The sequence below is a fragment of the Mucilaginibacter psychrotolerans genome, from assembly GCF_004519315.1.
In the GTDB taxonomy this organism is placed as follows: domain Bacteria; phylum Bacteroidota; class Bacteroidia; order Sphingobacteriales; family Sphingobacteriaceae; genus Mucilaginibacter; species Mucilaginibacter psychrotolerans.
The window spans coordinates 1-26,399 of record NZ_SOZE01000001.1 but is presented as its reverse complement, the minus strand read 5'-3'; the positions used below and the strand labels follow the sequence as shown (position 1 = coordinate 26,399).

23 protein-coding genes are annotated in these 26,399 nt (G+C 46.7%); 11 read left to right on the top strand and 12 right to left on the bottom strand.

The genetic code is table 11. The features are described 5' to 3' along the window. The first annotated feature begins 360 nt into the window (after positions 1–360). The 4 genes from E2R66_RS00115 to E2R66_RS00100 all read left to right on the top strand — a co-directional run bounded on the left by E2R66_RS00115 (position 361) and on the right by E2R66_RS00100 (position 5,026). Complete coding sequence (locus E2R66_RS00115) at positions 361–1,176, top strand: 5'-nucleotidase, lipoprotein e(P4) family (protein ID WP_133230176.1); 816 nt, start codon at positions 361–363, stop codon at positions 1,174–1,176. Positions 1,177–1,223: 47 nt separating this feature from the next. Further along, the gene (locus E2R66_RS00110) at positions 1,224–3,701 is read left to right on the top strand and encodes a bifunctional YncE family protein/alkaline phosphatase family protein (RefSeq protein ID WP_133230174.1); all 2,478 of its coding nucleotides are present in this window, start codon (positions 1,224–1,226) and stop codon (positions 3,699–3,701) included. A 37-nt stretch (positions 3,702–3,738) separates the two neighbouring features. Continuing rightward, entirely contained in the window at positions 3,739–4,605 is an 867-nt protein-coding gene (locus tag E2R66_RS00105; protein ID WP_133230172.1) for an aldose 1-epimerase family protein, read from the top strand. Positions 4,606–4,687: 82 nt separating this feature from the next. Further along, positions 4,688–5,026: a hypothetical protein gene (locus tag E2R66_RS00100; RefSeq protein WP_133230170.1), complete on the top strand. Its 339-nt coding sequence runs from the start codon at positions 4,688–4,690 to the stop codon at positions 5,024–5,026. A 94-nt stretch (positions 5,027–5,120) separates the two neighbouring features. Here the strand turns inward: E2R66_RS00100 and E2R66_RS00095 are convergent, their stop codons facing one another. From E2R66_RS00095 to E2R66_RS00060, 8 genes are all read right to left on the bottom strand, one after another. Beyond that, complete coding sequence (locus tag E2R66_RS00095) at positions 5,121–6,293, bottom strand: ATP-binding protein (protein ID WP_133230168.1); 1,173 nt, start codon at positions 6,291–6,293, stop codon at positions 5,121–5,123. Positions 6,294–6,379: 86 nt separating this feature from the next. Then, complete coding sequence (locus E2R66_RS00090) at positions 6,380–7,132, bottom strand: hypothetical protein (protein WP_240049192.1); 753 nt, start codon at positions 7,130–7,132, stop codon at positions 6,380–6,382. A 60-nt stretch (positions 7,133–7,192) separates the two neighbouring features. Then, entirely contained in the window at positions 7,193–9,028 is a 1,836-nt protein-coding gene (locus E2R66_RS00085) for a glycoside hydrolase family 35 protein (RefSeq protein ID WP_133230166.1), read from the bottom strand. Between the two features lie 12 nt (positions 9,029–9,040). After that, positions 9,041–11,839: a DNA gyrase/topoisomerase IV subunit A gene (locus E2R66_RS00080; RefSeq protein ID WP_133230164.1), complete on the bottom strand. Its 2,799-nt coding sequence runs from the start codon at positions 11,837–11,839 to the stop codon at positions 9,041–9,043. 38 nt (positions 11,840–11,877) lie between these two features. Continuing rightward, a complete protein-coding gene (locus E2R66_RS00075) occupies positions 11,878–12,255 on the bottom strand; it encodes a GxxExxY protein (protein ID WP_133230162.1) in 378 nt (125 codons plus the stop codon). 113 nt (positions 12,256–12,368) lie between these two features. Continuing rightward, positions 12,369–12,968, bottom strand: a complete 600-nt coding sequence (locus E2R66_RS00070) for a TlpA family protein disulfide reductase (protein WP_133230160.1) — start codon at positions 12,966–12,968, stop codon at positions 12,369–12,371. A 178-nt stretch (positions 12,969–13,146) separates the two neighbouring features. Beyond that, positions 13,147–14,499: an NHL repeat-containing protein gene (locus E2R66_RS00065; protein WP_158288295.1), complete on the bottom strand. Its 1,353-nt coding sequence runs from the start codon at positions 14,497–14,499 to the stop codon at positions 13,147–13,149. A 121-nt stretch (positions 14,500–14,620) separates the two neighbouring features. After that, positions 14,621–16,078 carry an aminotransferase-like domain-containing protein gene (locus tag E2R66_RS00060; protein ID WP_133230143.1) on the bottom strand — a complete coding sequence of 486 codons (1,458 nt, stop codon included), beginning with the start codon at positions 16,076–16,078 and terminating at the stop codon, positions 14,621–14,623. Positions 16,079–16,170: 92 nt separating this feature from the next. Here E2R66_RS00060 and E2R66_RS00055 point away from each other — a divergent pair, with 92 nt between their 5' ends. The 3 genes from E2R66_RS00055 to E2R66_RS00045 all read left to right on the top strand — a co-directional run bounded on the left by E2R66_RS00055 (position 16,171) and on the right by E2R66_RS00045 (position 18,672). Further along, positions 16,171–16,635 carry a GNAT family N-acetyltransferase gene (locus E2R66_RS00055; RefSeq protein WP_133230141.1) on the top strand — a complete coding sequence of 155 codons (465 nt, stop codon included), beginning with the start codon at positions 16,171–16,173 and terminating at the stop codon, positions 16,633–16,635. A gap of 14 nt (positions 16,636–16,649) precedes the next feature. Next, on the top strand, positions 16,650–17,858 hold the full coding sequence (locus tag E2R66_RS00050; RefSeq protein WP_133230139.1) for an aminotransferase class V-fold PLP-dependent enzyme: 1,209 nt from the start codon (positions 16,650–16,652) through the stop codon (positions 17,856–17,858). An 88-nt stretch (positions 17,859–17,946) separates the two neighbouring features. Beyond that, on the top strand, positions 17,947–18,672 hold the full coding sequence (locus E2R66_RS00045) for a RipA family octameric membrane protein (RefSeq protein WP_133230137.1): 726 nt from the start codon (positions 17,947–17,949) through the stop codon (positions 18,670–18,672). A gap of 51 nt (positions 18,673–18,723) precedes the next feature. Here E2R66_RS00045 and E2R66_RS00040 read toward each other — a convergent pair whose 3' ends face one another. Both E2R66_RS00040 and E2R66_RS00035 read right to left on the bottom strand, forming a co-directional pair. After that, complete coding sequence (locus tag E2R66_RS00040; protein ID WP_133230135.1) at positions 18,724–19,194, bottom strand: GNAT family N-acetyltransferase; 471 nt, start codon at positions 19,192–19,194, stop codon at positions 18,724–18,726. A gap of 2 nt (positions 19,195–19,196) precedes the next feature. After that, entirely contained in the window at positions 19,197–20,084 is an 888-nt protein-coding gene (locus tag E2R66_RS00035; RefSeq protein ID WP_133230133.1) for a LysR family transcriptional regulator, read from the bottom strand. A 124-nt stretch (positions 20,085–20,208) separates the two neighbouring features. Between E2R66_RS00035 and E2R66_RS00030 the strand changes: the two genes are divergently transcribed. From E2R66_RS00030 to E2R66_RS00015, 4 genes are all read left to right on the top strand, one after another. After that, on the top strand, positions 20,209–20,598 hold the full coding sequence (locus E2R66_RS00030) for a rhodanese-like domain-containing protein (protein ID WP_133230131.1): 390 nt from the start codon (positions 20,209–20,211) through the stop codon (positions 20,596–20,598). Positions 20,599–20,676: 78 nt separating this feature from the next. Continuing rightward, complete coding sequence (locus tag E2R66_RS00025; RefSeq protein ID WP_133230129.1) at positions 20,677–22,542, top strand: LTA synthase family protein; 1,866 nt, start codon at positions 20,677–20,679, stop codon at positions 22,540–22,542. Positions 22,543–22,587: 45 nt separating this feature from the next. Next, entirely contained in the window at positions 22,588–22,920 is a 333-nt protein-coding gene (locus E2R66_RS00020) for a type II toxin-antitoxin system HigB family toxin (RefSeq protein WP_133230127.1), read from the top strand. Next, positions 22,921–23,373: a helix-turn-helix domain-containing protein gene (locus tag E2R66_RS00015; protein WP_133230125.1), complete on the top strand. Its 453-nt coding sequence runs from the start codon at positions 22,921–22,923 to the stop codon at positions 23,371–23,373. Between the two features lie 73 nt (positions 23,374–23,446). Here E2R66_RS00015 and E2R66_RS00010 read toward each other — a convergent pair whose 3' ends face one another. Together E2R66_RS00010 and E2R66_RS00005 are read right to left on the bottom strand one after the other, a co-directional pair. Beyond that, on the bottom strand, positions 23,447–24,673 hold the full coding sequence (locus E2R66_RS00010; RefSeq protein ID WP_240049191.1) for a glycoside hydrolase family 76 protein: 1,227 nt from the start codon (positions 24,671–24,673) through the stop codon (positions 23,447–23,449). Positions 24,674–24,690: 17 nt separating this feature from the next. After that, a complete protein-coding gene (locus tag E2R66_RS00005; RefSeq protein WP_133230123.1) occupies positions 24,691–26,103 on the bottom strand; it encodes a glycoside hydrolase family 125 protein in 1,413 nt (470 codons plus the stop codon). Positions 26,104–26,399 lie beyond the last annotated feature (296 nt).

Below are 26,399 nucleotides of genomic sequence, written 5' to 3'. Positions count from 1 at the left end.
TGTTCGATATAAATACCAGACAATTGCGGCAATTGCTCAAGCGGGGTGTTCCAAAGTGTTCCACATAAAACACAAATAATTGATAATCAGCATAAATTAAAAAGAGTAATGTTCCACATTCAAAGCGGAACACCATGAGAAATATGGGTTTAAGGGCTGCAAACGCTAATATATCTTCTCATCATGTGTGCGTCAACTTGTGCTTAGACGTTAAAACACCACTATAAAGTGCGTTTTGATAAGGAAAAACAGGCAAAAAAAGGCAGATTATCGGGCAGAAAACAACAAAAATGATGCGGTTTACTAAAAAAACGGAAAGAATTTCGCGGCGCTCACACCGGCATAATCGTATATTGCGGTATGAAAAAAGCCCTCGCCACATTGCTGGCAGGCGCTATGCTAATAGCTGCCTGTTCTGTTCCAAAGAAAACGCAACCCCTTTCTATGGCCAATGGCGGCAAGGTATGGAGTTCGCTATGGCAGCAACGCTCGGCAGAGTATAAAGCGTTGTGTTTCCAGGCGTATAACCTGGCCAAACTGCGCCTCAACGAGGCTATACGCACAGCGGGAAATAAACCCTTTGCCGTAGTTACGGATATTGACGAAACCCTGCTGGATAACAGCCCCTACGATACCATGCGGGCGGATTCGAACCTGGAATATAGCAAAGAAACCTGGAAAGCCTGGACCGACAAAGCCATTGCCGATACCGTGCCCGGCGCACCGGCCTTCTTCAAATACGCGGCCTCTAAAGGCGTAGCGGTATTCTACATCACCAACCGCGGCGAAGACGAAAAAGCCGCCACCATCAAAAACCTGCAACTCTACGGCCTCCCAAATACCGACGACGAGCATGTGCTGATGAAACAAGGCAAGCTATCGAGCAAAGAGGGCCGCCGCCAAAGCGTACTATCCACCTATAATATCGTGCTGCTTTGCGGTGATAACCTGCCCGATTTTGATGCCCTGTACGATAATACCGAAGATAAACCCCAAACAGAGCAAACCCGTGCCGCTGTTACCGATAGGTTGAAAAAGGAGTTCGGCAACAGGTATATCATTATCCCTAATCCGGCTTATGGCGATTGGGAGAGTGTATTGTTCGATAATAAAAAGCTAAAGAACCAGCAGCGCGATTCAACCATGCGGGCCAAACTGAAGGTGAGCAAGCCATAACACGTGTCTATTAAGTTTTTGTTAAGAAGAGCACATCCATCAATACAATGTGTAGTTTTGGGCATACTGCTCATCTCATGAAACAAAAACTGATCATCTGTATTGCCGCAACTATTGCCTTTGCCTATTCTGCTTCGGCGCAAACGCCAGGTAAAATAGCCAAAACCGGGCAGGTACTGCTGCCCAATGGCTGGAAGCTGAGTCCCGCCGGTCGGTCGCTGCCCCTGGGCGATTTGCCGCTGAATATGCAATTATCCTCTTCGGGCAAATACCTGGCGGTAACCAACAATGGCCAAAGCACCCAATCGCTGCAATTGATTGACCCGCGCAGCGAGAAACTATTGGATGAGCAAGTGCTGGGGAAATCCTGGTACGGCATCGCTTTCAGCCGCGACGAGAAAAAGCTATACGCCTCTGGCGGCAACGACAACGTCATCCTCACCTTCTCTATCACTAATAACAAACTCGGCAATCCCGACACCATCAAGCTGGGCGCACCCTGGCCAAAAAACAAGATATGCCCCACCGGCATCGCCGTAAACAAAGCCAATACCCGCCTCTATACGGTTACCAAAGAGGATAGTACGCTGTACGTCATTAACCCTGTACAGGGTAACATCCTCAGTAAAGTAAAGTTAAGTGCAGAGGCCTACAGCTGCATCCTCTCGCCTGATGAAAAGACGCTTTACATATCCCTCTGGGGCGGCGACAGGCTGGCATTTTATGATATCGCTACCCAAAAACTAAGCACTACCCCGGCAGGCAGCCACCCCAACGAATTGTTGCTGAACAAAAAAGGCAGCCTGCTTTTCGTGGCGAACGCCAACGATAACTCGGTATCCATCATCAACACAGCTACCCATAAAACCATCGAAACGGTATCAACCGCTTTATATCCTACCAAGCTAACCGGCTCTACAACCAATGGCTTTGCGCTATCGGCCAACGAAAAAACGCTTTACATTGCCAACGCCGATAACAACTGCCTTGCCGTTTTCGATGTATCTAAGCCGGGCAGCAGCCAAAGCCGCGGCTTTATCCCCGTAGGCTGGTATCCTACCAACGTAAAAATGCTGGGCAATAAAATATTGGTGAGCAATGGCAAGGGCTTTACTTCTATGGCTAACCCTAACGGGCCCCAACCGGTAAAAAAGGTGGATAATAGCGGCTATCAAAAGGGAGCCACCAACACCAAAGACCAATATATCGGCGGCTTGTTTAAAGGCACCTTATCATTTATCGACGTACCTAACGAACTTAAAATGAAGGCTTACACCAAACAGGTTTATGCCAACACGCCTTTTACCGATAAAATAGCCGCGACGGCCAAGGGCCAGGCAGGCAACCCCATCCCCCGCAAACCCGGCGATAAATCGCCAATAAAATATGTGTTCTACATCATCAAAGAAAACCGCACTTACGACCAGGTGCTGGGCGATATGCCCGCCGGCAACGGTGATACATCGCTGTGCATCTTCGGCCAAAAAATAACACCTAACCTGCATGCCATAGCCAGTCAGTATGCCCTGATGGATAATTTTTACGTGGATGCCGAAGTGAGCGCCGATGGGCACAACTGGAGCACAGCCGCCTACGGTACCGATTTTGTGGAGAAAACCTGGCCCACCAGCTACGGCGGCCGCGGCGGCAACTACGATTTTGAAGGATCTCGCAAAGCCGCCTACCCGCGTGATGGATTTATATGGGATTACTGCAAACGTGCTGGCGTTAGCTACCGCACCTATGGCGAATTTGCCGAGGGCGGCGACAAGCCAAAGGCTAACCTCAAAGCACTGGAGGGCCATTTCTGCCTGAAGTTTCCCGATTTCGACCTGAGCATACAAGATGTTACCCGTGAAGTGATATGGGAGCACGATTTCGACTCCTTGCTTACGATTAATAAGGTACCGCAATTTAATAGCGTAAGATTTGGCAACGACCATACCAGCGGGCAACGCAAGGGTGCCTACAGTCCGCTTGCTGCAGTTGCTGATAATGACCAGGCCGTCGGTCGCTTTCTGGAGCATCTGTCGCAAAGCGCTATCTGGAAAGAATCGGTAGTGTTTATTTTGGAGGATGATGCGCAAAACGGGCCCGACCATATTGATGCGCACCGTTCACCAGTGTTTATGGTAAGCCCCTACGCAAAGCGGAACGCCGTAATACACAATATGTACTCCACTTCGGGCGTGTTGCGTACTATGGAGCTTATTCTGGGCCTGCCGCCGATGAGCCAGTACGATGCCGCCGCCATGCCATTATACGAATGCTTTACCGCCACGCCCGATTTACGGCCCTACACCAACCAAACCGCGTTAATAGATATTGACCAGCGCAACGTGGCTATAAACCAAAGCAGCATACGCTCAGAATCATTTAACCTGGCCGAAGAAGATGCCGCTCCCGATCTGGACCTCAACGAGGTTATCTGGAAATTCGTGAAGGGCGAAACCGCTACCATGCCCGCGCCAAAACGCAGTGCTTTTGTAATTATGCAGAAGAAAAAGAAACTGGATGATGATTGATTTGTTGATATATTTACCTTAGAAACATCGCAGCAACATGACAATCCTCGAAAACGAATTCCTTAAAGTAGCCATCGATACCAAGGGCGCACAGCTCAGTTCTTTCCGCAACAAAGCAACCGGCGTTGAACATATGTGGCAGGCCGATGCAGCAGTATGGCCCTGGCACGCGCCCAACCTGTTCCCTATTGTTGGGCAGTTAATGAATGATGAATTGCTGGTAGACGGTGAGAAATACCCGATGAAAAGGCACGGCTTTGCACGCCAATCGGAATTTATCACACTGGAGCATAGCGACATATCGGCAGCATTCTCGTTGCCCAATAGCGAAAACACCCTTGCTGTTTACCCCTACAAATTCGATTTCCAGGTGTTATACACACTGATAGATAACGCTCTGCGGATAACCTATAAGGTAATTAACCGCGATAAAAAACCAGTTTATTTTTCGGTAGGCGGCCATCCGGCCTTCAACGTACCCTTCGGCCCTGGCGAAAACTATGAGGACTATTACGTGGAGTTTGAATCATTAGAAGAGCCGGACACACATCTGCTGTCGGCAGCAGGCCTGTTCAACGGCCAAACAGAGCCGGTAGCCATCGAGGAAAAAAAGCTATACCTTACCCGAGACTTGTTCGCCAAAGATGCCCTGGTTTTCAAGAACCTCAAATCACGCATGGTAACTATTAAAAGCGATAAGCACGAGCATAGCCTTTCGGTAGAGTACCCGCATTTCAATTATCTTGGCCTGTGGGCAAAACCCGGTGCCGATTTCCTGTGCATAGAACCCTGGTTGGGCTGCGCAGATTCTGAAGGCGAACCGAAAGACATCAAAACCAAAGAAGCCATACAAAAGGTAGCCGTTGGGCACGTTTTTGAAGCCTCTTTTTACGTGAGCGTATAATAAATTAAAGTTTTTTTTAAATTAATAAAACATTAAAATCGTTTTTGCGCTTATCAATAAAAAACACTCAAATTTAAACGATATGAAAAAGAAAGTTTATTTAATCGCAGTTACTATGTTACTTATGGTAGCATCATTCAATTCAAATGCCGCAACCTTCACCGACGACAAGAAAGCGTTCAAAGAAGCAGCATCACGCATGACTGACGACCAGAAACACGCTCGTATAGAAGAAATCAAGTCGCGCGTACAGGAAATTAAAGCGATGGATAAATCGAACCTGAACAAAGCCGACAAACAAGAATTGAAAGCCGAGCTGAAAAGCCTTAAGCACGAAGCACAGGCTATGGGTGGCGGTGGCGTTTACCTTTCTGTAGGTGCTATCATTATCATCGTCCTGGTATTGATTCTGATTCTGTAATTACAGGCCAGAAGATATCTAGCATACGAAAAATGCCCCTCAGTGAGGGGCATTTTTCGTATGCATACTGTTTGTTTAAAAGTTATTGGGCGGATCAGGCTGATAGCAATTCCATCATCAACTCGTGCAGTGGTATCGCAGTAACCTGGTTATTCATCGGGAATTTATCTTTACCGGCATAAACAACGAAACTTTTGTCGGGTTTAATATCTTCACAAGCCAAGTAAAACCCTTTAGAAAGCACGGGGACCGAACTGCGTTTTATTTCGATAGCCCACTTTGCTTTGCCCGAAAACTCTAATATTAAATCAATTTCGGCACCATTAGAAGTCCTATAAAAATACGGGATTACCTCCGAGGGTGCTACGGATAAGATATTTTCAATCACAAAACCTTCCCAGCTACCGCCTGCTACGGGGTGCCCAAGTAAGTCGTTAAAACTGCCAATATTGAGCAAGGCATGCGTAATCCCGCTATCCCTCAGGTAAACCTTCGGAGCTTTAACAAGCCGCTTACCCACGTTTTGTGTCCAGGGTTGTAAACGGCGGATTAATAGCAGATCAGTCATCAAATCCAGATACCTCGAAATTGTAGTTGAATTTACGTCAAGGCCTTTAGCCAACTGCGATACATTAACCATCCCGCTTTGAATGTGCGCCAACATAGTCCAAAAACGTTCAAGGGTAACTGCGGGTATTCTTGGCCCTAATTGCGGGATATCTCTTTCCAGGTAAGTACGGATAAAATCGCGACGCCATGCCAAACTATTCTTATCATTCGCTGCAAGTAAGCTCTCGGGAAAGCCGCCACGTAACCAAAGTTGATTTATCTTTTCGGGTGTATCGGCATCAAATTCCAGTACATCTATACCGCCAAGTTCCAGGTAAGCAATACGACCGGCTAATGATTCGCTTGATTGTTGCAATAGGGCTATGGCAGCAGAACCCAAAAATAAAAACTGACCGTACTTATGGCCCCTCCTACGTTCCTTGTCTATTATTCCGCGTAAGGATGCAAATATTTCCGGCACCCGCTGCACTTCATCCATAATAATGAGCCGGTCCTGGTTTGCCGAATGGAAAGCAATTATATCAGCGATTTTACTCCGATCAAGTTGATCTTCCAAATCAAGGTAAACCGCATCAGTTGCATCGCCAATGGCTAATGCAGTTGTAGTTTTACCTACCTGCCGCGGACCCACTAAAGCTACGGAAGCAATGCGCTGCAAAGCTTCTCGTATCTTTTCTTCTATTCTCCTCTTAATCATCCATGCAAATTTAGCATTTAATAACAAATTTACATGGATAAATTGTATATTGGCGTTTAGGAGCAAGCACTCCTGCCTCACAAAAACTATTGATACACTTTTTTCAACTCTTCTTTAGCTTTTGCAAACCATTGGCGGTTGCTCTTCTTTTCTACGGCGCTCAGGTGGGGTTGTTCTTCAAGCATATCGGTAAATAGCTGTTCGGCATCTTCTATCCTATCCTGCCGGATCAGGAACAGGCCGTATTGGTAACGCTGCTCAAAATAAGCGTAGCGGCCTTTCATACCTTTGAATTCGGCTTCGGCTGCATCTATCTGCCCAACCTGCTCAAGCGCCATGGCGTAAACAATATGGGCCTTGGAGCGGGCAAATTGCGGTATCTTATAAATCTGGCGGGCTATGGGCAATACTTCGGCATAGCGGCCCTGCGTGTAATAAGCCTGCATCAGTTGCGCCAGGGCGTGTTCGTTCTCCGCAAAGGCTCCTGTGAGGCTTGCCTTGTACAAATCTATGGCCTTATCGGTAAGCCCGGCATCCAGGTAGGCATCGGCCAGTTTAATACGGTTATTGAAAGTATCGGTAAACTTTAGCTCATCTTCCAGCTTTTTTAGCTTGCTGCCGGGGTTGATGATGCCTTTTACATCTATAGCCGAAGTATTAATGCGGCGGTTGCCCCAAACTTCGGTATAAAGGTATATCAGGCTGCCGATATAGGGCAGGAATACGATTATCCACATCCATTTTTGCTGCGTGCCGCGCTTAAAGCTGTGAAACAGGCAAAAGCCCTGTAACGCAAACGATACGTAATAGTAGTTTAAGTTTAGGAATGAGGGCATCATGACACGCGCGATTAGGTTACCGAAAATAAAAAAAAAGCCGCATTTAGCGGCATTTTTTCGTTATTCTTTTACCAGCTCACTAAGCACGGGGTGGTTAAGTGTAGATAACTCTTTGTGGCCGCCTTTCAGCTCATCAAACACCACCACTTCGTTAACACCTTTCTTTAACCAAACAGCAGGCACGTATAATGTTTGCTGTGGACCTATGTTCCAGTATTTACCTAAATTATGCCCGTTGAGGAACACGAATCCCTTGCCGAAACCGTGCATGTCCAAATACGTATCACCAATTCCACGCAATGAGAATGTGCCGCGATATAGAGCAGGCTGCTCAACATCATCGCCTGCCGGCGCATATTTTAGCCCGGCAAGGGTAGTAAACGGAAACTTATACATCTTCCAGCCAAGCAATTCCTGTCCGTTAAGGGTTACTTTTTCGGTAATGCCCTGGCGGTTGTCGGTTAAGTACGTGCCATAATTGATGCGACCGTTGTTCTCCACCAAAATATCCAGAACAGCATTAGCAGTCGGGCTGGTCAACTGCAGCGAATCCTGCTTAAGCCGCCTGTCTAAAACGCTGATGCGTTTGCCATTGAGGTACACCGTGGCAAAATCACGCATTTCTTTTATCTTCAACAAGCCGCTCGCGGCATCTTTCAAAGTGGTTCGGTACATTACAAAGCCATAGCCCTGGTCTATATCCTCAAAGCTCAGCGGCTTTTCAGATTCTACGGGTGTACCTAAATTACTGAACAAGCTTGCTTTACCTGTTAGTTTGATTACGTTCAGTGCAAATGTCATTCGCTTTTTACCGGGCACATCGGGCAATACCTCGCCGGGTGGCAGGTGTTTGGCAATTACCTCGCGGAATTTGTAATACTTCGCGGTGGGATTGCCTGCTTCGTCCAGCGGCGCATCATAATCGTAGCTGGAGGTTTGCGGCGAATAAGCCTCAGTACGGCTCATATTGGCGCCGTTCATAAAATCGCGCGTGGTACCACCATGGAACATATACATATTGATAGATATACCAGCGCCAAGTACCTCATCCAGTTTTTTTGCATCGGCATCGGCGTTGCTGCCGCTATGGGGCTTACCCCAGCTATCAAACCAACCCGGATACCACTCGGCCACATAATAGGGCCCTTTGCCGCCGTGATGTTTATTGATGAGTTCTTTTACTTTCTTAGGGTCATCTTCGCCGTTCACCGCAGGTAAAAAACCGGGCAGGTAGCCCGCAGGCATTTGAGAGGGACCATCGCATGTAAACAAAACGCCATCAAAGCCCGCCTCGCGGAATATCTTTTCGTTTTGGGCAAGGTATTGCTTATCGTTACTGTACGAGCCGTATTCGTTCTCTATCTGCACCATAATGATATTGCCGCCATGGGTAACCAATAAAGGCGTAAGCTGCTTACCCAATTGCAGCACATAGTTACGGTAGGCATCCATAAACTTAGGGTCCAGGCTGCGCACCTTCAAGGTTTTATCTTTCAATAACCACCAGGGGTAGCCGCCAAACTCCCATTCGGCACAGGCGTAGGGGCTTGGGCGCATTACCACCCACATGCCTTCCTCTTTGGCTATCTGCGCAAATTGTGCAATATTTTTGTTCCCGCTAAAATCGTATTGCCCCTGCACCATTTCGTGTGCGTTCCAAAACACATACATACCAATGGTATTTAGGCCCATGGCTTTTGCCAGTCTGATGCGCTCGCGCCACATATCCTCTGGGATGCGGGTATAATGCATCTCGCCCGAGATAATCTGCAGGGGCTTACCATCCAACATAAAGGTGCTATCGCCCAGGGCGAAAGTATGACTATCTGTTTGAGCCTGGCTTAATAACGCGCCGTTAAGTAACAGCGTGCAGCAAAGTAAAATCTTCTTTAACATTTTTATCACAAATTAAAATAAACCCAGTTGGCCGGTATCGTCTATGTCGATATCGTTGGGATTGGTTATCTCTAAATCTATTTTCTTCTTTGGTAATTCCACCGATTTGGCGAGTGATTCCACCGATTTTTCGTCAACCGATTTCACCGATTCTGTCGGTTTCGATGCGCCGTCTGCTTTAACAGGGGTTCCGGGCGATTGTTGTTCTTCGGGCACATCATCTGCCGGGTTGCCGCCATTTGTCGGGGTATTATCCGGATCCTCCGGACCATCGGGTTGGCTAGTAGCATCCTCGTCGGTATCATCCTCTTCGTCGGTAATGATCGGCTCAATTGATTTTACCTGGTGAATAGATACACGGTTGCCCATGGCTTTCATGCCTTTTACATCTATCAGTTCGGTGAGGTTCAGTTCGGCGGTTTCGGGCACCAGTGCTTTGCCTTTCAGCAATTCAACCTTAATCATAGGCTGTTTAGCACCGCTGATGAGGGTTAGCTTAGAGCCAGGCTCGTCGCTGATTACACTGGTTTGCTTGCCTATCACTGTATTCTCGAAGGTGAAACGTTTCACCAGGTAGTTCTTCGATTTACCATCGTAATGCACAACCGCAAACACTTTCGCAGGGTTGTATTTTTCAATGATGATCATCTTATCGTCGAAGTGGTTATTCAGATCGAAGCTGGTGAGCTCGTAACTACCGTTGCCGAAGAAATTAAGGATGCGGTCATCACCATCAAATTCGCCAAGGTATTTACCACGACCATCGGCATTGAGGCGTTTCAATATCTCGTCGTACCAAATCTTACGCCCGGCCAGGGTGGATACACCCTTACTTTTGAGCACGACTTTCTTCACCGGGTACTTGGTTACCATATTACCCATCGATCCACGCCCCTTAATGGCCAGTTGCGCAAAATCCTCATCGAAGTTTAGCTTCTTGAGCTTGGCATGCGGTTTAAGCTGCACATTTACAATCTCGGCCTCGCCGTTGGGGTTAGCGGTAAAATACAGCACCTTGCTGCCCTTGGTGCCTTTGGTAAGGTCGTACTCTTTATCGCGCGTAATGCCCGTTACCGAGAACCGCTTGATATAACTTACGCCGCTTTGCCCGTCTTTATAAATCATGTTGTAAACGGTGCGCTCGTCGTTTTTCTTGAACACCGCCACATGCAATATATCTTTGCCCACGAAAACTTTATCCTGCACACGGTTCACCACGAATTTCCCGTCCTCGCGAAACACTATAATGTCGTCGATATCCGAGCATTCGCCAACCAATTCTACGTTATCATCCTTTTTAAGGCCCGAGCCAATGAAGCCATCTACGCGGTTTACAAATAGTTTGATATTGGCCAGAGCCACCTGTGCGGCTTCTACCTTATCAAATGTGCGCAGCTCCGTTTTGCGCTCGCGGCCTTTACCGTATTTGTCTCTCAGCTTCTCAAACCAGGCGATAGTATAATCGGTAAGGTGTTTCAGGTGGTGTTTTACCTGTTTAATTTCATTTTCGAGGTTTTTTATCTGCTCGTCGGTCTTTTTGAAATCGAAGCGGGTGATACTACTCATCGGCTTATCAATCAGCTTCTTGTAATCCTCGGGCAATATCTCGCGGTAAAACAAGGGGAAGAAGGGCGTGAACAAACGGGTCAGCGTCTCTACCACCAGTTCGAAGGTTGACGAGCCCTCGTAATCCGGGTGTTTGTACATCCCTTCCTGTATGAATATTTTGAGCAGCGAGCTGAAGAATATCTTTTCCATCAGTTCCTTAAGCCTGATATCCAGTTCCATCTTCAGCAACTCGCGGGTGTAATTAGTACTCTCTACCAGCATATCGTTCACGCTCATGAAGCGTGGCTTATCATCCTGTATTACGCAGGTATTGGGCGATACGGATACCTCGCAATCGGTGAAGGCATATAGCGCATCTATAGTTACATCGGGCGATATGCCAGGTGCCAGGTGCACAATAATTTCTACGTTTTGCGAGGTGTGGTCGTCTATTTTCTTTATTTTGATCTTGCCCTTATCATTGGCAGATATAATGCTTTCAATTAGGCTGACGGTGGTGGTAGAGAACGGCACCTCGGTTATAACCAGGGTTTTCTTATCCCGCTCTTCAATTTTTGCACGTACGCGCACCCTTCCGCCACGCTGCCCTTCGTTATAGGCAGATGCATCGGCCATACCGCCGGTAGGGAAATCGGGCAGCAGATTTGGGCGGATGCCTTTAAGTGATGCGATGGAAGCATCCAGCAGTTCAATAAAATTATGCGGCAATACCTTGGTGGCCAAACCCACAGCAATACCTTCTGCGCCTTGGGCCAGCAGCAATGGGAATTTTACCGGCAACGTAATGGGCTCGCGGTTACGGCCATCGTAACTGGCCTGCCAAACGGTGGTATCGGGGTTGAATACCACATCCAGCGCAAATTTGCTCAGGCGCGCCTCGATATAACGCGGGGCAGCAGCCGAATCTCCGGTAACCGGGCGGCCCCAGTTACCCTGGGTATCTATCAGCAGTTCCTTTTGGCCAATCTGTACCATGGCATCGCCTATGGAGGCATCGCCATGCGGATGGTACTTCATGGTGTTACCTATCACGTTGGCGCCTTTATTGAAACGACCGTCGTCCATTTCCTTCAGCGAGTGTAGTATGCGGCGCTGTACAGGTTTCAAACCGTCGTTAATGTGCGGTACCGCACGATCGAGGATTACATAAGATGCATAATCGAGGAACCAGTTTTCGTAGAGCCCGTCGAGGGTGGTGATGTTATGAAGCTTGTCTTCGTTATTTGCAGGAGTTTCTGACATTTTTTTAACACAGAGATACTAAGAAGGCACAGAGTGCACTAAGTTTTTATAATTCGACGAATGCCGTCTTTTAACAATAAAACGTTAAAGTTTATTAACAGCCCGAGTTTGCAACCCGATACCTTTAAATAAGTTAAAACCTGGGCCACATGCACCTCGTTTAAGGCTTCAATAGCTTTTAGTTCGACTATTAGTTTATTTTCAACAAGCAAATCTAATCTATATCCGCATTCTAACTTAATTTCTTCGTAAATAAGCGGCAAAGGCTTTTCTTTTTCAACATAGATACCTTTTTTTGCTATTTCATAAAACAGGCACTCCTTGTAAGCAGATTCTAATAACCCAGGACCAAGTGTTTTGTGGACATTAATTGCTGCACCTATAACCTCAGTAGCCAGGTAGTTTTCAAATTGCATACGCTGTTAACTCTGTGCCTACTTTGCGCACTCCGTGTTTAAATTGTTTAAAACACTAAGATAAATTATTGAAAGAAATTCAGGTAATGCTATTTATAAACATTTTCTGTCTATTATTTCGCCATCGCCAATTTCTGCAAAAAGCCTCTCACCTTATCGGTATCATAGTTAGCCATGCCCTCGTGCCTAAACACCATGGTTCCTTCCTTATCAAATATCACGGTAGTGGGCAGGTTGCCGCCATAAACGCTTTCCGGCACATCGCTCATTACCTGGTACAACGGCAAATGATAATCATACTTCGCCATAAATTGAGCGGCTTCTTTCAACTTGCTATCGGCATCTACCGCAATGAAAACAATATTGGTATCAGCCTTAAGTTTTTGGTGCAGGCTATTGAGAGAGGGCATTTCGGCACGGCAAGGCGGGCACCAGGTAGCCCAAAAGTTAAGCAGCACCACTTTGCCCTTTATTTGTTTTAAGCTGATGTCTTTGCCCGATGCATCGCGGAACGAGATATTGATAGTGCTTTTAACAGGTACCGTTGCAGCCGCACTTACATCGGCCCTGAAAAGCCCCACGCCCATTAAGCCGCGCATCAGCATTGCCTTAGCCGCTGGTACGAAAACCATTACCGCCAGAGCGATGATGATTAACCCGTTGATGAGGTTAGCTTTTGTAAATAATTTATTTGCGGTGGCTTTATCTTGCATAAGCTGTTTGTGTTTGCTGGGCTTTAAAGATAAGCGCGGATACCGCTACCCGCAAATGCACTGCTAAATATAAACCGGTTTTATGATGCTGTACCTTACCAGCAGCCTTTGCACCGCCAAATAAAAAAGCCCAAACAGCCTACCGACTGTTTGGGCTAAAATATGTTTCTCGATTTTTTTAGTTTATCTTACGGATAACGTTGTTGCCAAAATCGGCTACGTAAATGTTGCCGCCTGTACCTACCGCAATACCCGTAGGGCCATTAAATAAGGCTGCCGTACCCGCGCCATCGGTATATCCGGAGCCACCTGATGCGCCGGCCATAACGATAAGCTTTTTATCCGTACCAATTTTGATGATGCGCCTGTTGCCATCGCATATCCAGAAATTACCCGAACCATCTATACTCAGCGAATTTGGCGCGCCTAACAATGCCGTTATAGTAGTACCACTTGTTGAGCCGCCCGCGAAAGTAGTTACCAGCATATCGGCATCAATTTTACGGATGGCATTATTAAGTGGCTCGGCCACGTAGATATTGCCTGTAGCATCAAGCGTTATGCCGGTTGGTTTGTTAAAGTTGGCATCGGTGCCCGTGCCATTTGCGTAACCGGTTGTGCGACTACCCGCTATGGTAGTAACCACGCCAGCCGCTGTAATTTTGCGAATGAGGTTGTTGCCATAATCGGCCACGTAAACGTTGCCATTTGCATCAACAGCAACACCGCGTGGCGTGTTGAATGTTGCTGCTGAGCCGGTACCATCGGCATAGCCTGCATCTCCGCTGCCGGCAAGGGTGGTTACTGTACCAGTTGGGGTTACCTTGCGAATGGCATTGTTCCCGAGGTCGGCCACGTAAACATTGCCCGCTGCATCAACCGCCAGGCCCGATGGCGAATAGAATTTTGCTGTTTCTGCGGTACCGTCAATAAAACCCAGGCTGCCGTTACCGGCCAGCGTTGTCACATGCCCGTCTGTAGTTATTTTGCGAATTGCGGAGTTAAACGAATCGGCTACGTAAACAGTGCCCGCCGCATCGGTAGCAATACCCATTGGGTTCTGAAACAAGGCTGCGGTGCCTATCCCGTCTAAAAAGCCTCCGGCTATTGCGCCGGCAAACGTGCTTACCTGGCCGGTTGTGGTGCTTTGATCGCTACCAGTGTTAAACTGTACTACGGCCCCATAGGCGGTGGTACCCAGGTAGGTGGCATAAGCCCGTAAGTAATAAGTAGTATTTGGCGTAAGATCGGTAATGCTGCTGGCGTAAGTGCCATAGTTAACGGTTTCGGAAGTTTTGGTATCTGAAACCGTGGGTACCTGGTTACTGCTGCTATAGCAAACACCATAAGCCGTAGCAGTGCCACTTGTGATAAAGCCGCCACTAAAAGCACCGGTACCGGCAGCGTTTACAATTACGGGGCTGGTAACTATAGTAGGTGCCGTATCCGTATCGCTGCTTTTAAGGCAAGCACTCAACATGGTGATAAGGATAATAGAAAAAATAGAGGGGAGGGTAAATTTGCTTTTCATGAGTTGCAGTAATGTGCGTTTTAAGTGGTAAATAAAACACATTACGGTTGCTTACTTCATTATGTAACGGCCAATCCATGTTTTGTATCGATTAACTGGCCATATACCACAGGCTCAGCGTCTAAATCTCAGCACAAAATTGAAGCGCCTTTATCAACCCACCCAACACCATAAAACTCTTATCCACCAGGTCATCATACGGCATACCGAAACTGATGCGGATAAAGTTGGTGAAACGCCCGTCTGTACTAAATATCTGCCCCGGCGCAATGCTGATGTTGTGTTGCATGGCCGCCTTGTATAGTTCGAATGCGTTGATACTCTTATCCAATTCTATCCATAAAGCATAACCACCCTGAGGGCGACTTACTTTGGCATCGGGCGGAAAATGCGCGGCAATGCCCTGCATATACCGCAGGCATTGGGTGTATAACGCACGGCGCAGGTTGCGCATGTGCAGATCATATCTACCCGCCTCAAAAAAGTGCGCTATGGCTGCCTGCGTAGGTGTGGCCGAACTGATGGTGTGCATCATTTTGACATTGAGGATTTGCTCCTTAAACCTACCGGGAATGCACCAGCCCACCCGGTAACCCGGTGCCAGCGATTTGGAAACCGAGGAGCACAACATCACCCATCCTTCCCTATCGAAGCTTTTGCAGGTATGCGGCCTGGTTTTGCCAAAGTATATCTCCCCGTAAATATCATCCTCTATCAATGGCACCTGCTTTTGGGTAAGCAAGGTGACTAATTGCTTTTTGCGTTCATCGGGCAGGCAACTACCCACGGGATTGCTAAAATTGGTAACAAAAAGGCAGGCTTTAACATCCACTTTGTCCATCGCCTGCTCAAGATAGTCAATATCTAAACCTATCTCTGGTGATACGGGTATTTCCAACACTTTCAAATCGAGGCTGAGCATTACATTGAATATACCAAAGTAGGTAGGGCTTTCAATGGCAATGGTATCGCCAGGTTTGGTAACTGCCCGCAGGCAAAAAACCAGGGCCTCCATGCAGCCCTGTGTGGTTACCACATCATCGCCGGTTATATTTCCGCCCCAATTAAAAGCGTTTTTAGCTATTTGGTTACGTAGCGAGATGTTGCCTTGCAGATGCTCGTAATTACTGTTTCCGCTGGGGCTCTTGCGGATTGCTTCTATCATGGATTTATTGAGCTTGGCCAGTGGGATCAGCTCCATAGCCGGTGAAGCCCGCGAGAGTTTCAGCACGCTTTCTTCGGGCATGTGCTGGTACACGGTAGCTATCATTTCGGCAATGGTCGTTTGGCCGGTGCTTGTCAGCGGTGGCTTTACAGCAGGCGATTTGCTGAACCGCGATGGCGAAAACTTAACATAATAACCCGATTTTGGTCGCGCTTCGATGATACCCATATTCTCCAGTTCCACATAGGCTTTATAAGCTGTACTGATGCTGATGCCCTGCTCGCGGCTAAGTGCCCGAACGGATAGCAGCTTGTCGCCGGGCTTTAGCAAACCTTCCTTAACCTGCCGCTCAAAACGCGCTGCTATCTGTTCATACAAAAAATCGTCATCGTGGATAGTTGCAACGGCTTTCATTTCAAAATCTGTTATGCTCAAAATTAATAAATCTGCATCTGTTTTATCAAATATAGATGGCGTTATTTTGTGGTGTAATCTTTATTTAAACAATGGAACTGGAATTGATCAATTACCGGCCCGGGTATCAGCCTTACTTCGAAAAATTCAATAAGGCATGGCTCGAGGAATATTTTACGGTAGAAGAGTTGGATAAATGGGTGCTGGAGCACCCCGAAGAAGCCATTATTGACCCTGGAGGCGCGGTCTATTTTGCCGCAGTTGGCGAAACAATCGTGGGCACGGTGGCGTTGCGGGTTATTGAAGATGGTGTTCTAGAGATGACCAAGATGGCGGTAGATAAAACTTACCGTGGAGGTGGCGCAGGGCACTTCCTGTGCAAGTCTGCCATTGAAAAGGCACGGGAGCTGGGTGCGAAGAAACTTATCCTGTACTCGAACCGGATACTGGAGAATGCCATACACATTTACCGCAAGGCAAACTTTGTGGAGATACCTGTTGTACCCGGCACCTATCAACGATCAGACATTATGATGGAAATCAATTTCAAAGGTTAATTTTAAGCAAATACATGACAACAACAATATTGAGCCCTGCCGAGATACAGCAACACCGCGCCGAGACAAACGGCACGGCCAAAGTGATACACTTTAATAATGCAGGCTCGTCCCTGCCGCCTGATGTGGTAACCAATACCGTTATAGCCTACCTACAGGAGGAAGCCACTTACGGCGGTTACGAAACCGAAGCCAAATACCAGCGGCAACTGGATAATACCTACGATTTAATTGCCCGCCTGATAAACGCTCATCGCGATGAGGTGGCCATTGTAGAAAGTGCCAGCGTGGGATGGGGACTGGTGTTTAACGGCATCGATTTTAAGCCGGGCGATGAAATCATTACCTCGGAAATGGAGTACGTTACCAACCTGATGGGGTTTTTAAATGCCAAAAAGAACCACGACGTAATATTTAAAGTGGTACCGAATGACGACGAAGGTAACTTTTCGATGCAAGGGCTGGAGGATGCCATTACGCCAAAAACCAAACTGATTGCCATTACGCAGGTCCCATCAACCGCCGGGGGGATGATACCCGTAGCAGAAATTGGCAAGGTAGCCCGGGCGCATGGGATACTCTATCTGGTTGATGCCTGCCAAAGCGCAGGGCAATTACCGGTAGACGTGGAGGAGATTGGCTGCGATATGCTATCGGTAACCGGGCGTAAATACCTGCGTGCGCCACGTGGCACCGGCTTTTTGTATGTACGCAAAACCGTGCAGGATCAGCTAAAACTGATATTGATAGATAGCCATAGCGCCGATTGGGTAAGCGAAACCGAATTTAAGCCACGCAACGATGCCCGCCGCTTTGAGCTATACGAGAAAAACCGCGGCTTGACTTTAGGCCTGGGTAAGGCTATAGAATACGCGCTGAATATCGGCATCGACCGGATATGGAAACGCATCCAATACCTGGCCGATACCATGCGCAACAGTCTTCGCCAAATAGGAGGCGTGAACGTGCACGATTTTGGGCCTGAGCAATGCGGAATAGTCACTTTTTCTGTAGCAGAATTAGATGGCGCAGCCGTGAAAAGCAAACTGAAAGAACAGGGCATCAACGTATCCTTAGCCAAGGCCATCTCCACCCTTATTTACATGAACAAGAACCATCTGGAAGGCATCGTGCGTGCATCAGTACATTATTACAATACCGAGGAGGAAATTGAGGCGATGTGCGAGGTGTTGCGGAGCATGCTATCGGCATTAACAGACTGATTATTTTCAATCTTTACCCCCTTCGAAATACTAATTGTTGTATTATCTTTAAAAAAGCAAGTACACAACATTTAATCCGAGAAAATTCATGAAAATTAATTGGGCCAAAGATTTCTTTATAAAAATCTTTGGCACGTTTTATCTAAAGCAAATAGACTACACACCGCTGTCAGATGCTGAATATTACAAGAGGTTTGGAATTAAAATTGAGGATGTTGGAAAGCCTGTTGAAAATGAGAAATTATTAGAAAGAGCTTATTTGAAAGCATGGGAAAATAGAGATTTTGAAATAAATAAACTTTGGACACGGGCCGCTTATTTCTGGGGATTTATTGTGCTGATATTTGGAGCTTATTTTTCGCTTTTAACCAGTGCACATCCAGAAAAAGCGATTAAGCTACATTTAGATTTATATCTGTTGTTGTTGGGTTTATTGTTTTCCATTACATGGTATTTAGTTTTACTAGGCAGCAAGGTGTGGCAGCAAAATTGGGAGGCTCATGTTGACAGGCTCGAAAATTATATTTCCGGCCCTATCTATAAAACAGTCTATTATTCGGGAAGAAGATTTTATTCAGTTTCTAAACTAAATGAGGTAATTGCGCTAACGGTTACCGGTGTTTGGATAGCGCTATTGATACAATATGCGCAAAATTATGAATTAATTAAATCAAGAGAAGGCTTCAGTCAGATAGATTGGTATGTAAGTATTTCTTCTTTAATTGCTTTTGTTATTGCAATAGTACTTAGATTTGGATACAGTTCGGGTGACTACAGGGTGAGTGGCAAGGGCTTCTTTGATAGATGGGAGTAGTTATCAGTTAAAACGTTATTTTTTTAAACAAGCCTTCATCTTAACTGTTTTTTAGCCGATTATTGTTTTAGATTCTCCAAGGTTCAGCGTGAACCTTACCTTATTCAATCCTTTAGCCATATTCCTTTTGTAAAAACGAATCGCCGGTTCGTTAAAATCGGGGGTTTGCCATTGTATATTGATGCAGCCGCGTGCTGTGGCAATATCTTTTAGCAGGTTGATGATTTGCTCGCCTATTTTTTGCCCCCTGGCTTCCTCTACCAGGAAAAGGCAATCGAGGTACATAAACTCGGCAGCATCCCAGGTAGCATAATCATAGGTGTAGGTGGCGTAGCCGATAAGCTCGCCGCCTTGCTTAACGACCAAGCCATGCAGGCGTTTGCTTACGAACAGGGCTTCGGCCAGCCGTTCGGCTTTCCCATCCGGCTTAAAAGCAGCCTTTTCATACTCGGCATGGGCGGCTATCAAAGGCATCAGTTGGGGTATGTCCGTAGGTTGTGCTTCGCGTATTTTGTATTCCATGATTACTTTATCAATTCCTGTTTCACGTTATCTATAAACTCGAGTATATGTTTTTTGTGGCTGTCCTCGTGCCGTATGGCGGCATAATGGGTGCGGATAAGCCCCTTGCTGCCGATGCGCACCAAATTGAAAGCATCAGATGTGGCAAAGGGCTTCAACGCCCAAACGGGCATGGTCATGATACCCATGCCGGCCTTTACCATTTCCAGGGCAACTTCGGTTAGCGGGATAGCCATGATTTCACCGGGCTGCACTTTTGCCTCCTTTAAAAAATGCTGATACACGGTAACCGTTTCCAGCGGGTAGGAATGGATGATCAAAACTTCTTTGGCTATGTCTTCCGCAGTAAGGTGTTTTTTTGAACTTAAAGTATGCCCGGCGGGCACAACCGCCATTACCTCGTCTTTAAACAGTTCGATATAGCGAATACTCTTATCGTTGAGCGGGTCGGAAGTGATGCCTACGTCCAGCTCGTTATCCAGCAGTTTTTGCAAGGGCCGGTGCGTGGCCTCCATTACAATCTTTACGTTAAGCCGTGGATAAAGTAGTTTCATCTTCACCATAAAAGCGGGCAGCCAATGGTAGCTGGTGTAGCATTCTGTGCTGATGCGGATATCGCCGGTGTGGCCCATGCGCAGGTCGTTCAGTTTGGCGTTGGCTTGTTCTATCTCGTCTAAAACACGCGTGGCGGTATCGTACAAAATCCTACCCTCATCAGTCAGTATCCATTGATTTTTGGTACGATAAAATATTTTTACCCCCATGCGCTCCTCTATATCCTTAAGCTGGTGGCTCACCGCCGACTGCGTAAGGAATAATTTTGGCAAGGATTTGCTGATGCCCTTTTCATCGGCAATGGTTTTTATCAGTTTAAGATGCCTCACGTCCATAGAGTAAAGTTACCCATTTGCGGGGCATATCAAACATGCGGATTGCTCATGTGCACTTGCGCCAATCCTCATACAAATACATCGCCGCGCCGCACTACTTTTGAATCATCAAAACAAAGGAAACATGACAGCAATTGACCACTATCAAAACAAATTAGCTTACGAGATGGACCCATCAGACCTTTTCGATGCCCTGGAGGTCGGGCAGCCAGTCGTCGTAATCGATGCCCGCAAAAGCTTCGCCTACGAGCGCGAACGCATCCCCGGAGCCATCAACCTGCCACACCGCGAAATGAGTGCAGACACCACCGAAGGCTTCGATAAAACAAAATTATATATCACTTATTGCGACGGCATCGGTTGCAATGCATCTACGCGTGGAGCGTTGAACCTGGCGAAGCTGGGATTCAACGTAAGAGAGTTGGTTGGCGGTATAGAGTGGTGGAAGTTCGACGGTTACGAAACCGAGGGCACGCAGGCAAGTGCCGGCCTGGCCATTAAATGTGCCTGCTGAAGAATCAGGTGCGATTTGACCTGGCGTTAACTTAACGGTTTTTTAACATCCGCTTTAAATAACTATTTTTGAGGCCCGATGTTAAAAACCGTTTTTAGTTTCTGCCGATTCCTGATTTTTTGGATTGTATTCGCCTTTATTACCCGGGCGGTATTCGAGGTTTACTTCCATGAGAAATTTGAGGGCAGCACGGCATGGGATATCATCCAGACTTTCATTTACGGTGCCCGCATGGATGCCTCTATGGCCGGGTATATCGCGTTGATCCCCCTATTGGTGTTCGGGTTTAACTGGTTTACCAAATACCACATCAAACCCATTTGGCTCTGCGGATACGTTTACTTCATGCTTTTTTTGGTCTGCTTCATCGCTATCCTCAACTTCAACATCTTCCGCGAATGGGGCACCAAGGTGAACTTCAGGGTTTTTGCAAACGTGTATAATTCTCCGTCGGAGGCCATGGCATCTACCGGCTCCTCGCCTATCGGCATCAGCTTGTCCATTGGCGCGGTGCTACTTACCGTTGGCATCCTGCTCTCTCATTTTATTATCGACTATAATTTCAGGAAACCAAAGGTGCCCCTATGGACCAAACCACTTATCTTCCTGTTGTTGTTCGGCGTAAACTTTGTAATCGTGCGCAGTGGCCTGCAATTAGTGCCCATGAGCCAAAGCACGGTTTACTTTTCCGACAGGCCCATCCTTAACCAGGGGGCATTGAATACCGAGTGGAACCTGATGCAAAACACTTTCGAGAGCGTAAAAACGCAGGATAATCCCTATCTTTTTATGCCCGCTGCCCGCGCTACCGCCCTGGTAGATAGCATGTATGCGGTGAATAAGGATACCACGATCAATATCCTGACTACTCCGCGCCCCAACGTGGTGATTATACAACTGGAAAGCTTTACTGCAGATGTTATCCAATCACTCGGCGGCGAAAAAGGCGATGCACCAAACTTTGAAGACTTCATCAAAAACGGCGTATTGTTCGATAGCATTTATGCTGCCAGCGACCGCACCGATAAGGGCATTGTGGCTATTTTAAGCGCCTTCCCTTCGCAGGCCTCGCGCACCATGGTTATCGACAACTCCAAGCAGGAACACCTTCCGGCGATCAGCAACTCACTGATCAACCATGGCTATCACACCTCCTATTTTTACGGTGGAGATGCCAATTTCATGAATTTTAAAGCCTATCTGCTGAGCCATAATATCGATGGCATGATTGATAAATTCAGCTTTGACGAAAAGGAGATGAACTCCAAATGGGGTGCGCATGACGATATCGTACTGAAACGCAATGTAATATACCTCAGCCAACAAAAAGAGCCATTCTTTAGCTATATACAAACGCTTAGCAACCACGAACCTTTTGAAGTGCCTACCCAACCGCACTTCCCCGGCGAGGATCTGCCCAACAAATTCCGCAGCACGGCTTATTATACCGATGCTAGTTTGAAAGAATATTTTGATGAAGCAAAGAAACAGCCCTGGTATAAAAACACCCTGTTCATTTTGGTTGCCGACCATGGCCACCGCCTGCCCCTAAACCATTCTGAACCTTACGAGCCGCGCAAATACCACATCCCCTTACTATTTTTTGGCGATGCTATAAAACCCGAATACCGTGGCAAGCATATTACCAAACTGGGTAACCAGGTGGATATTGCAACTACCCTGCTAACCCAAATGGGCCTGCCGCACAAAGAGTTCAAATGGTCTAAAAACCTGCTGAACCCTTACAGCAAGGAGTTTGCATTTTTCGACTGGGATAACGGTATGGGCTTTATGACGCCCAATCAAGCCGTATCTTACGACAACGCGGGCCAACGCGTAAATTACATCAAAAACCCCGCGGCACCTAAAGCGGAGACGGATGAAACATTGCTTTTAGGGAAGGCCTTTTTACAGGAAGTGTTTACAGAGTATATGAAGTTTTAAAAGGTTCTCTTTTTGTGAACCTTTCTGATTATATTTGTTTAAGGAATGAAAGTCCACCTTATCAAAAAACAAACGTTAGAAAATTTCGCGGCCCAGCATCCGAGAAGTAGAACTTCTTTGGAGGATTGGCTTGAGAAACTAAAGTTTGCCGATTGGGAAGAGCCGGGCGATATAAAATACACATTCAACACCGCTGATATTTTAGGCAAAAGCAGCAGCCGGATTGTTTTTGATATTGGTGGGAACAATTACAGGATGATTTGTAAATTTATTTTCGGGGCAAAACAAGTTCATCTTTTTGTTTGCTGGATAGGAACACACGCTGAATACGATAAGGTTTGTAAACTAGGAAATCAGTACACGATTAATCTCTACTAAATGGAAGCGGCAATAAAATACACTATTATTAAAAACGAGAGCCAGTACAAGGATTATTGCGATCAACTGGAAGTTCTATTGACGCAGGAGAAAGTAGAAACGCTCCAGGATGAAGTGGATTTGTTAACATTATTAATAGAAAAGTACGATGAAGAGCATAACTCATTTGCGGAAACCGACCCAATTAAATTGCTACGCTCATTAATGGACGACCACCAGTTAATACCTCAGGATATGGTTATGATATTAGGCATTAGCAAGGGTTATGTATCGGATATCCTGCATTATAAAAAAGGACTCTCAAAAGAAGTTATCCGAAAATTGGCTGATTATTTTAAAGTAAAGCAGGAAGCTTTTAACCGCCCCTATAAACTGATATCCCCCGTTAATGCTCATTTGCGTAATGCCAGCGTGATGAATACTACCAAAAAGCTGGAAGCCGTTAAAAGTTAAGGTCCAAATATCTTTAAAAAATGCCCCGGCCATTCAACCAGGGCATTACAACCATTCAACAAGTAATTTTCTCCTACTTTAACACTGCTAGCCTTGCATAAGTCTCCAGCATAGCCGATTGGTCTATCAGGCTTTTTATCTTTTGCTTGCCCAACAAGTTTTGCGTGTCTTTTTCGTTATTCCAAACGTGTTCTGCATCGGCGATAATGAAGTTCAGCCGCGCTTTATTTTTCTCCACTTTGTACAGTTCGATATAGCCTCTTACCAACACGGCGTTGAACCAATAGTTGCCGGGTAATTTGCCATTGCGGAAGAAAACCTTCTCGGCACCGTTGGCTACGTTCACTGCATCGGTCAGGTATTTTTTTTCGTGGGTGATGTTGTACAGGATAACGCCCGACTGCAGCATCGTGCCGGCATTGTAGGTATAAAGCGCAGAATCAATTTTGAGCGAAGGCAGCCTGATGTTATCATAATAAACACCCTTTGGCGATAACAGGTTCTTCTTCGTCCAATTGTAAACGGATATGGCGGTATCTAAATAAGCCTTGTCCTTAGTGGCCTGGTAAAGGCGTAGGGCTACCAACACGCCCGGACCATTGGAGCAGGTATTCTTTCCTTTTAAATTCCCTTCCTCCCAATAAAAGCCACCACCGGCAACCTGGTCGCGCCCGGTAAGTAGGAAACGGTAAATCAGTTTAGAGGTCTCCAAATATTCCTTTTTATGGGTGCGTGCATAAGCATCCATCAGCGCAATAGCTATCCATTCGTTATCATCGTAAAAGCGGGCATCTACCTTTTCCTTTACCACCATGGCCTGGTATGCGGGAGATGGTGCTCTGTCGGAGTAATATTGCTGTATCGCTTTCATTACCGGGGCAATGTATTCTTTGCCCGGTTCCAGTGCCTCCAGCTCGTTAGCGGCTTGCAACAACGCAGTTAAGGGCCACAGAAAAGAGTGGTTTCCTTTGTTGGCTTCGACATTATTGGTTTCGAGATACAGGTTTGCGCCTTTATCGTAAAAAGTTTGATAGATGTTTTTATGGATAAAGCTGATGCGCTCGCGGTAGTTGGGAGCCTGCGCTATTCGACTCACCCCCCGCCCCCTCTCTCCTGCGGAAAGAGGGGGAGACATGGTGGTTGTAGTGCTCCTAACCCTCTTTACCGTAGGTAGAGAGGGTCGGGCAGCGTAGCGTACCCGGGGTGAGTCAACTCGCGACGCAGCCCTAAATGATGATAAGGCTACCGCACTAAAGGCCATGGCGCAGCCAAGTACCATTAATAATGATATTTTTTTCATAGGTATGTTTCTAATTGTTAAGCCAATAACTGGGGCTTGGTTGTGTAAGTTTCCCAAAGCAGCTCACCAAATAAGGTGTTGGCCCAGGCAAACCATTTACGGGTGAATTTCTTTGCGTCGTCTTTATTAAATGATTCGTGCATAAAGCCCGTGCCGCCGTGCGTTTTGCGCAATTGCTCTATAGCTGCTTTTATCTCGGCATCATCGCTGCTGGTTAATGCCAGTACGGTAATGCTTATCGGCCATATCATATCCTTGCCGGCGTGCGGGCCGCCAATACCTTCGCCTGCTGCGCCTTTGAAGAAGAACGGATTATTGAGCGACCAGAGCATTTTGCGGGTATTGATATAAACCGGGTCGGTATTCTCTATCGCGTTTAAATAAGGCATAGCCAACAGACTCGGCACATTAGCATCGTCCATCAGGTTAAAGCTGCCGAAACCGTTTACCTCGTAAGCGTAAACTTTACCGTATTGCGGGGTATCTATTACGGCATGCACCTTTAGGGCTGCATCCACTTCGTTTGCCAGGGCCAGTAATTCAGCCGAAAGTGCTTCGTCTTTCAATATGGTCTTCACCATTTCTGAAGACTGCTTCAGGCTAACCACTGCAAAAAAGTTCGACGGAATAAGGTAAGAATAAACCGTAGCATCATCGCTTGGGCGGAAGGAAGAGCAGATAAGCCCAACAGGCTTTACGGGGTAGCCGTAACCATTCATCGGCACGCCATCTGTAGCCCAGGAAGTGTTACGCTGGAACGAATAGGGTCCATCGTTATCCTTGCGTTGCTGTTCTTTAAAAGTCTTCAGCGTGTTTTGGATGGCTAGCTTCCAGTTGGCATCGAATGGAGAGGTATCGCCGGTAAGTTTCCAGTATTTATACGCTAAACGGATAGGGTAACAAAGCGAATCAATCTCCCATTTACGTTCGTGCAGACCGGGTTTCATTTTGGTTACGTCATCTTTCCATTCGCCTACCTTGTTGGGGTCGTCGTAAAAAGCGTTGGCGTATGGGTCGCGCAGTATACAGGTAGTCTGGCGGTTGATAACGCCTGCTACCAGGCTTTTCAGCTCGGCATCCTTGTTAATAAAAGCAATATAGGGCCAAACCTGAGCGCTGCTATCGCGCAGCCACATGGCATCAATGTCGCCTGTTATTACGTAGGTATCGGGCCTTCCGCTAATGGTTTTATAGGTTACTGTAGTATCCAGCGTATTGGGGAAACAGTTCTCGAACAGCCAGCCCAGCTCGGGGTTCTTCACTTTTGCCTTAAATTCCTTTATCGCCGCTTCTACCGCCTTGCTGGTAAATTTGCGTTGCGCTGCAGGTACCCGCACTACGGGGTAAGCCTCGGCCGCAAAGGATAGCTTGTTCATGAATACGCCTGCTCCCAGCAAAGCCGTGCTGCCTAAAAATTGCCTTCTTTTCATATGTTGTGTAACGGTAATAATCGTTGTGCAAAGTAATTAAAACCACCGTAAGAAATGCGCTATGTTTTACCCTCACATTCATTTTTTTTGACACAAGAGCAAGGTTTCGCTATCGCGAGATTAGCGATAGCGTATCTCATAGCTCATAGCTTCTTTGACTCCCCTCTTGAGAGGCATAGCCGTCAACTTAAGGGTAATGGGTTAAAAATCTTTTTAATTTTTGTAAATTAAACAGGGCGTAGTTTGCCATAAAGGCAAACTATGTATTTTTGCGCTCATATTTTTTTCTTTTTTGA

What these genes read in the sequence shown, in the direction of transcription:
- E2R66_RS00005 (WP_133230123.1), bottom strand. Translation starts at nt 26,103, where the DNA reads ATGAAAAGAAGGCAATTTTTAGGCAGCACGGCTTTGCTGGGAGCAGGC.
- E2R66_RS00040 (WP_133230135.1), bottom strand. Translation starts at nt 19,194, where the DNA reads ATGGAATACAAAATACGCGAAGCACAACCTACGGACATACCCCAACTG.
- E2R66_RS00065 (WP_158288295.1), bottom strand. Translation starts at nt 14,499, where the DNA reads ATGAAAAGCAAATTTACCCTCCCCTCTATTTTTTCTATTATCCTTATC.
- E2R66_RS00090 (WP_240049192.1), bottom strand. Translation starts at nt 7,132, where the DNA reads ATGATGCCCTCATTCCTAAACTTAAACTACTATTACGTATCGTTTGCG.
- E2R66_RS00110 (WP_133230174.1), top strand. Translation starts at nt 1,224, where the DNA reads ATGTGTAGTTTTGGGCATACTGCTCATCTCATGAAACAAAAACTGATC.
- E2R66_RS00085 (WP_133230166.1), bottom strand. Translation starts at nt 9,028, where the DNA reads ATGTTAAAGAAGATTTTACTTTGCTGCACGCTGTTACTTAACGGCGCG.
- E2R66_RS00030 (WP_133230131.1), top strand. Translation starts at nt 20,209, where the DNA reads ATGACAGCAATTGACCACTATCAAAACAAATTAGCTTACGAGATGGAC.
- E2R66_RS00035 (WP_133230133.1), bottom strand. Translation starts at nt 20,084, where the DNA reads ATGGACGTGAGGCATCTTAAACTGATAAAAACCATTGCCGATGAAAAG.
- E2R66_RS00115 (WP_133230176.1), top strand. Translation starts at nt 361, where the DNA reads ATGAAAAAAGCCCTCGCCACATTGCTGGCAGGCGCTATGCTAATAGCT.
- E2R66_RS00070 (WP_133230160.1), bottom strand. Translation starts at nt 12,968, where the DNA reads ATGCAAGATAAAGCCACCGCAAATAAATTATTTACAAAAGCTAACCTC.
- E2R66_RS00015 (WP_133230125.1), top strand. Translation starts at nt 22,921, where the DNA reads ATGGAAGCGGCAATAAAATACACTATTATTAAAAACGAGAGCCAGTAC.
- E2R66_RS00020 (WP_133230127.1), top strand. Translation starts at nt 22,588, where the DNA reads ATGAAAGTCCACCTTATCAAAAAACAAACGTTAGAAAATTTCGCGGCC.
- E2R66_RS00080 (WP_133230164.1), bottom strand. Translation starts at nt 11,839, where the DNA reads ATGTCAGAAACTCCTGCAAATAACGAAGACAAGCTTCATAACATCACC.
- E2R66_RS00025 (WP_133230129.1), top strand. Translation starts at nt 20,677, where the DNA reads ATGTTAAAAACCGTTTTTAGTTTCTGCCGATTCCTGATTTTTTGGATT.
- E2R66_RS00060 (WP_133230143.1), bottom strand. Translation starts at nt 16,078, where the DNA reads ATGAAAGCCGTTGCAACTATCCACGATGACGATTTTTTGTATGAACAG.
- E2R66_RS00045 (WP_133230137.1), top strand. Translation starts at nt 17,947, where the DNA reads ATGAAAATTAATTGGGCCAAAGATTTCTTTATAAAAATCTTTGGCACG.
- E2R66_RS00055 (WP_133230141.1), top strand. Translation starts at nt 16,171, where the DNA reads ATGGAACTGGAATTGATCAATTACCGGCCCGGGTATCAGCCTTACTTC.
- E2R66_RS00105 (WP_133230172.1), top strand. Translation starts at nt 3,739, where the DNA reads ATGACAATCCTCGAAAACGAATTCCTTAAAGTAGCCATCGATACCAAG.
- E2R66_RS00010 (WP_240049191.1), bottom strand. Translation starts at nt 24,673, where the DNA reads ATGAAAAAAATATCATTATTAATGGTACTTGGCTGCGCCATGGCCTTT.
- E2R66_RS00095 (WP_133230168.1), bottom strand. Translation starts at nt 6,293, where the DNA reads ATGATTAAGAGGAGAATAGAAGAAAAGATACGAGAAGCTTTGCAGCGC.
- E2R66_RS00100 (WP_133230170.1), top strand. Translation starts at nt 4,688, where the DNA reads ATGAAAAAGAAAGTTTATTTAATCGCAGTTACTATGTTACTTATGGTA.
- E2R66_RS00075 (WP_133230162.1), bottom strand. Translation starts at nt 12,255, where the DNA reads ATGCAATTTGAAAACTACCTGGCTACTGAGGTTATAGGTGCAGCAATT.
- E2R66_RS00050 (WP_133230139.1), top strand. Translation starts at nt 16,650, where the DNA reads ATGACAACAACAATATTGAGCCCTGCCGAGATACAGCAACACCGCGCC.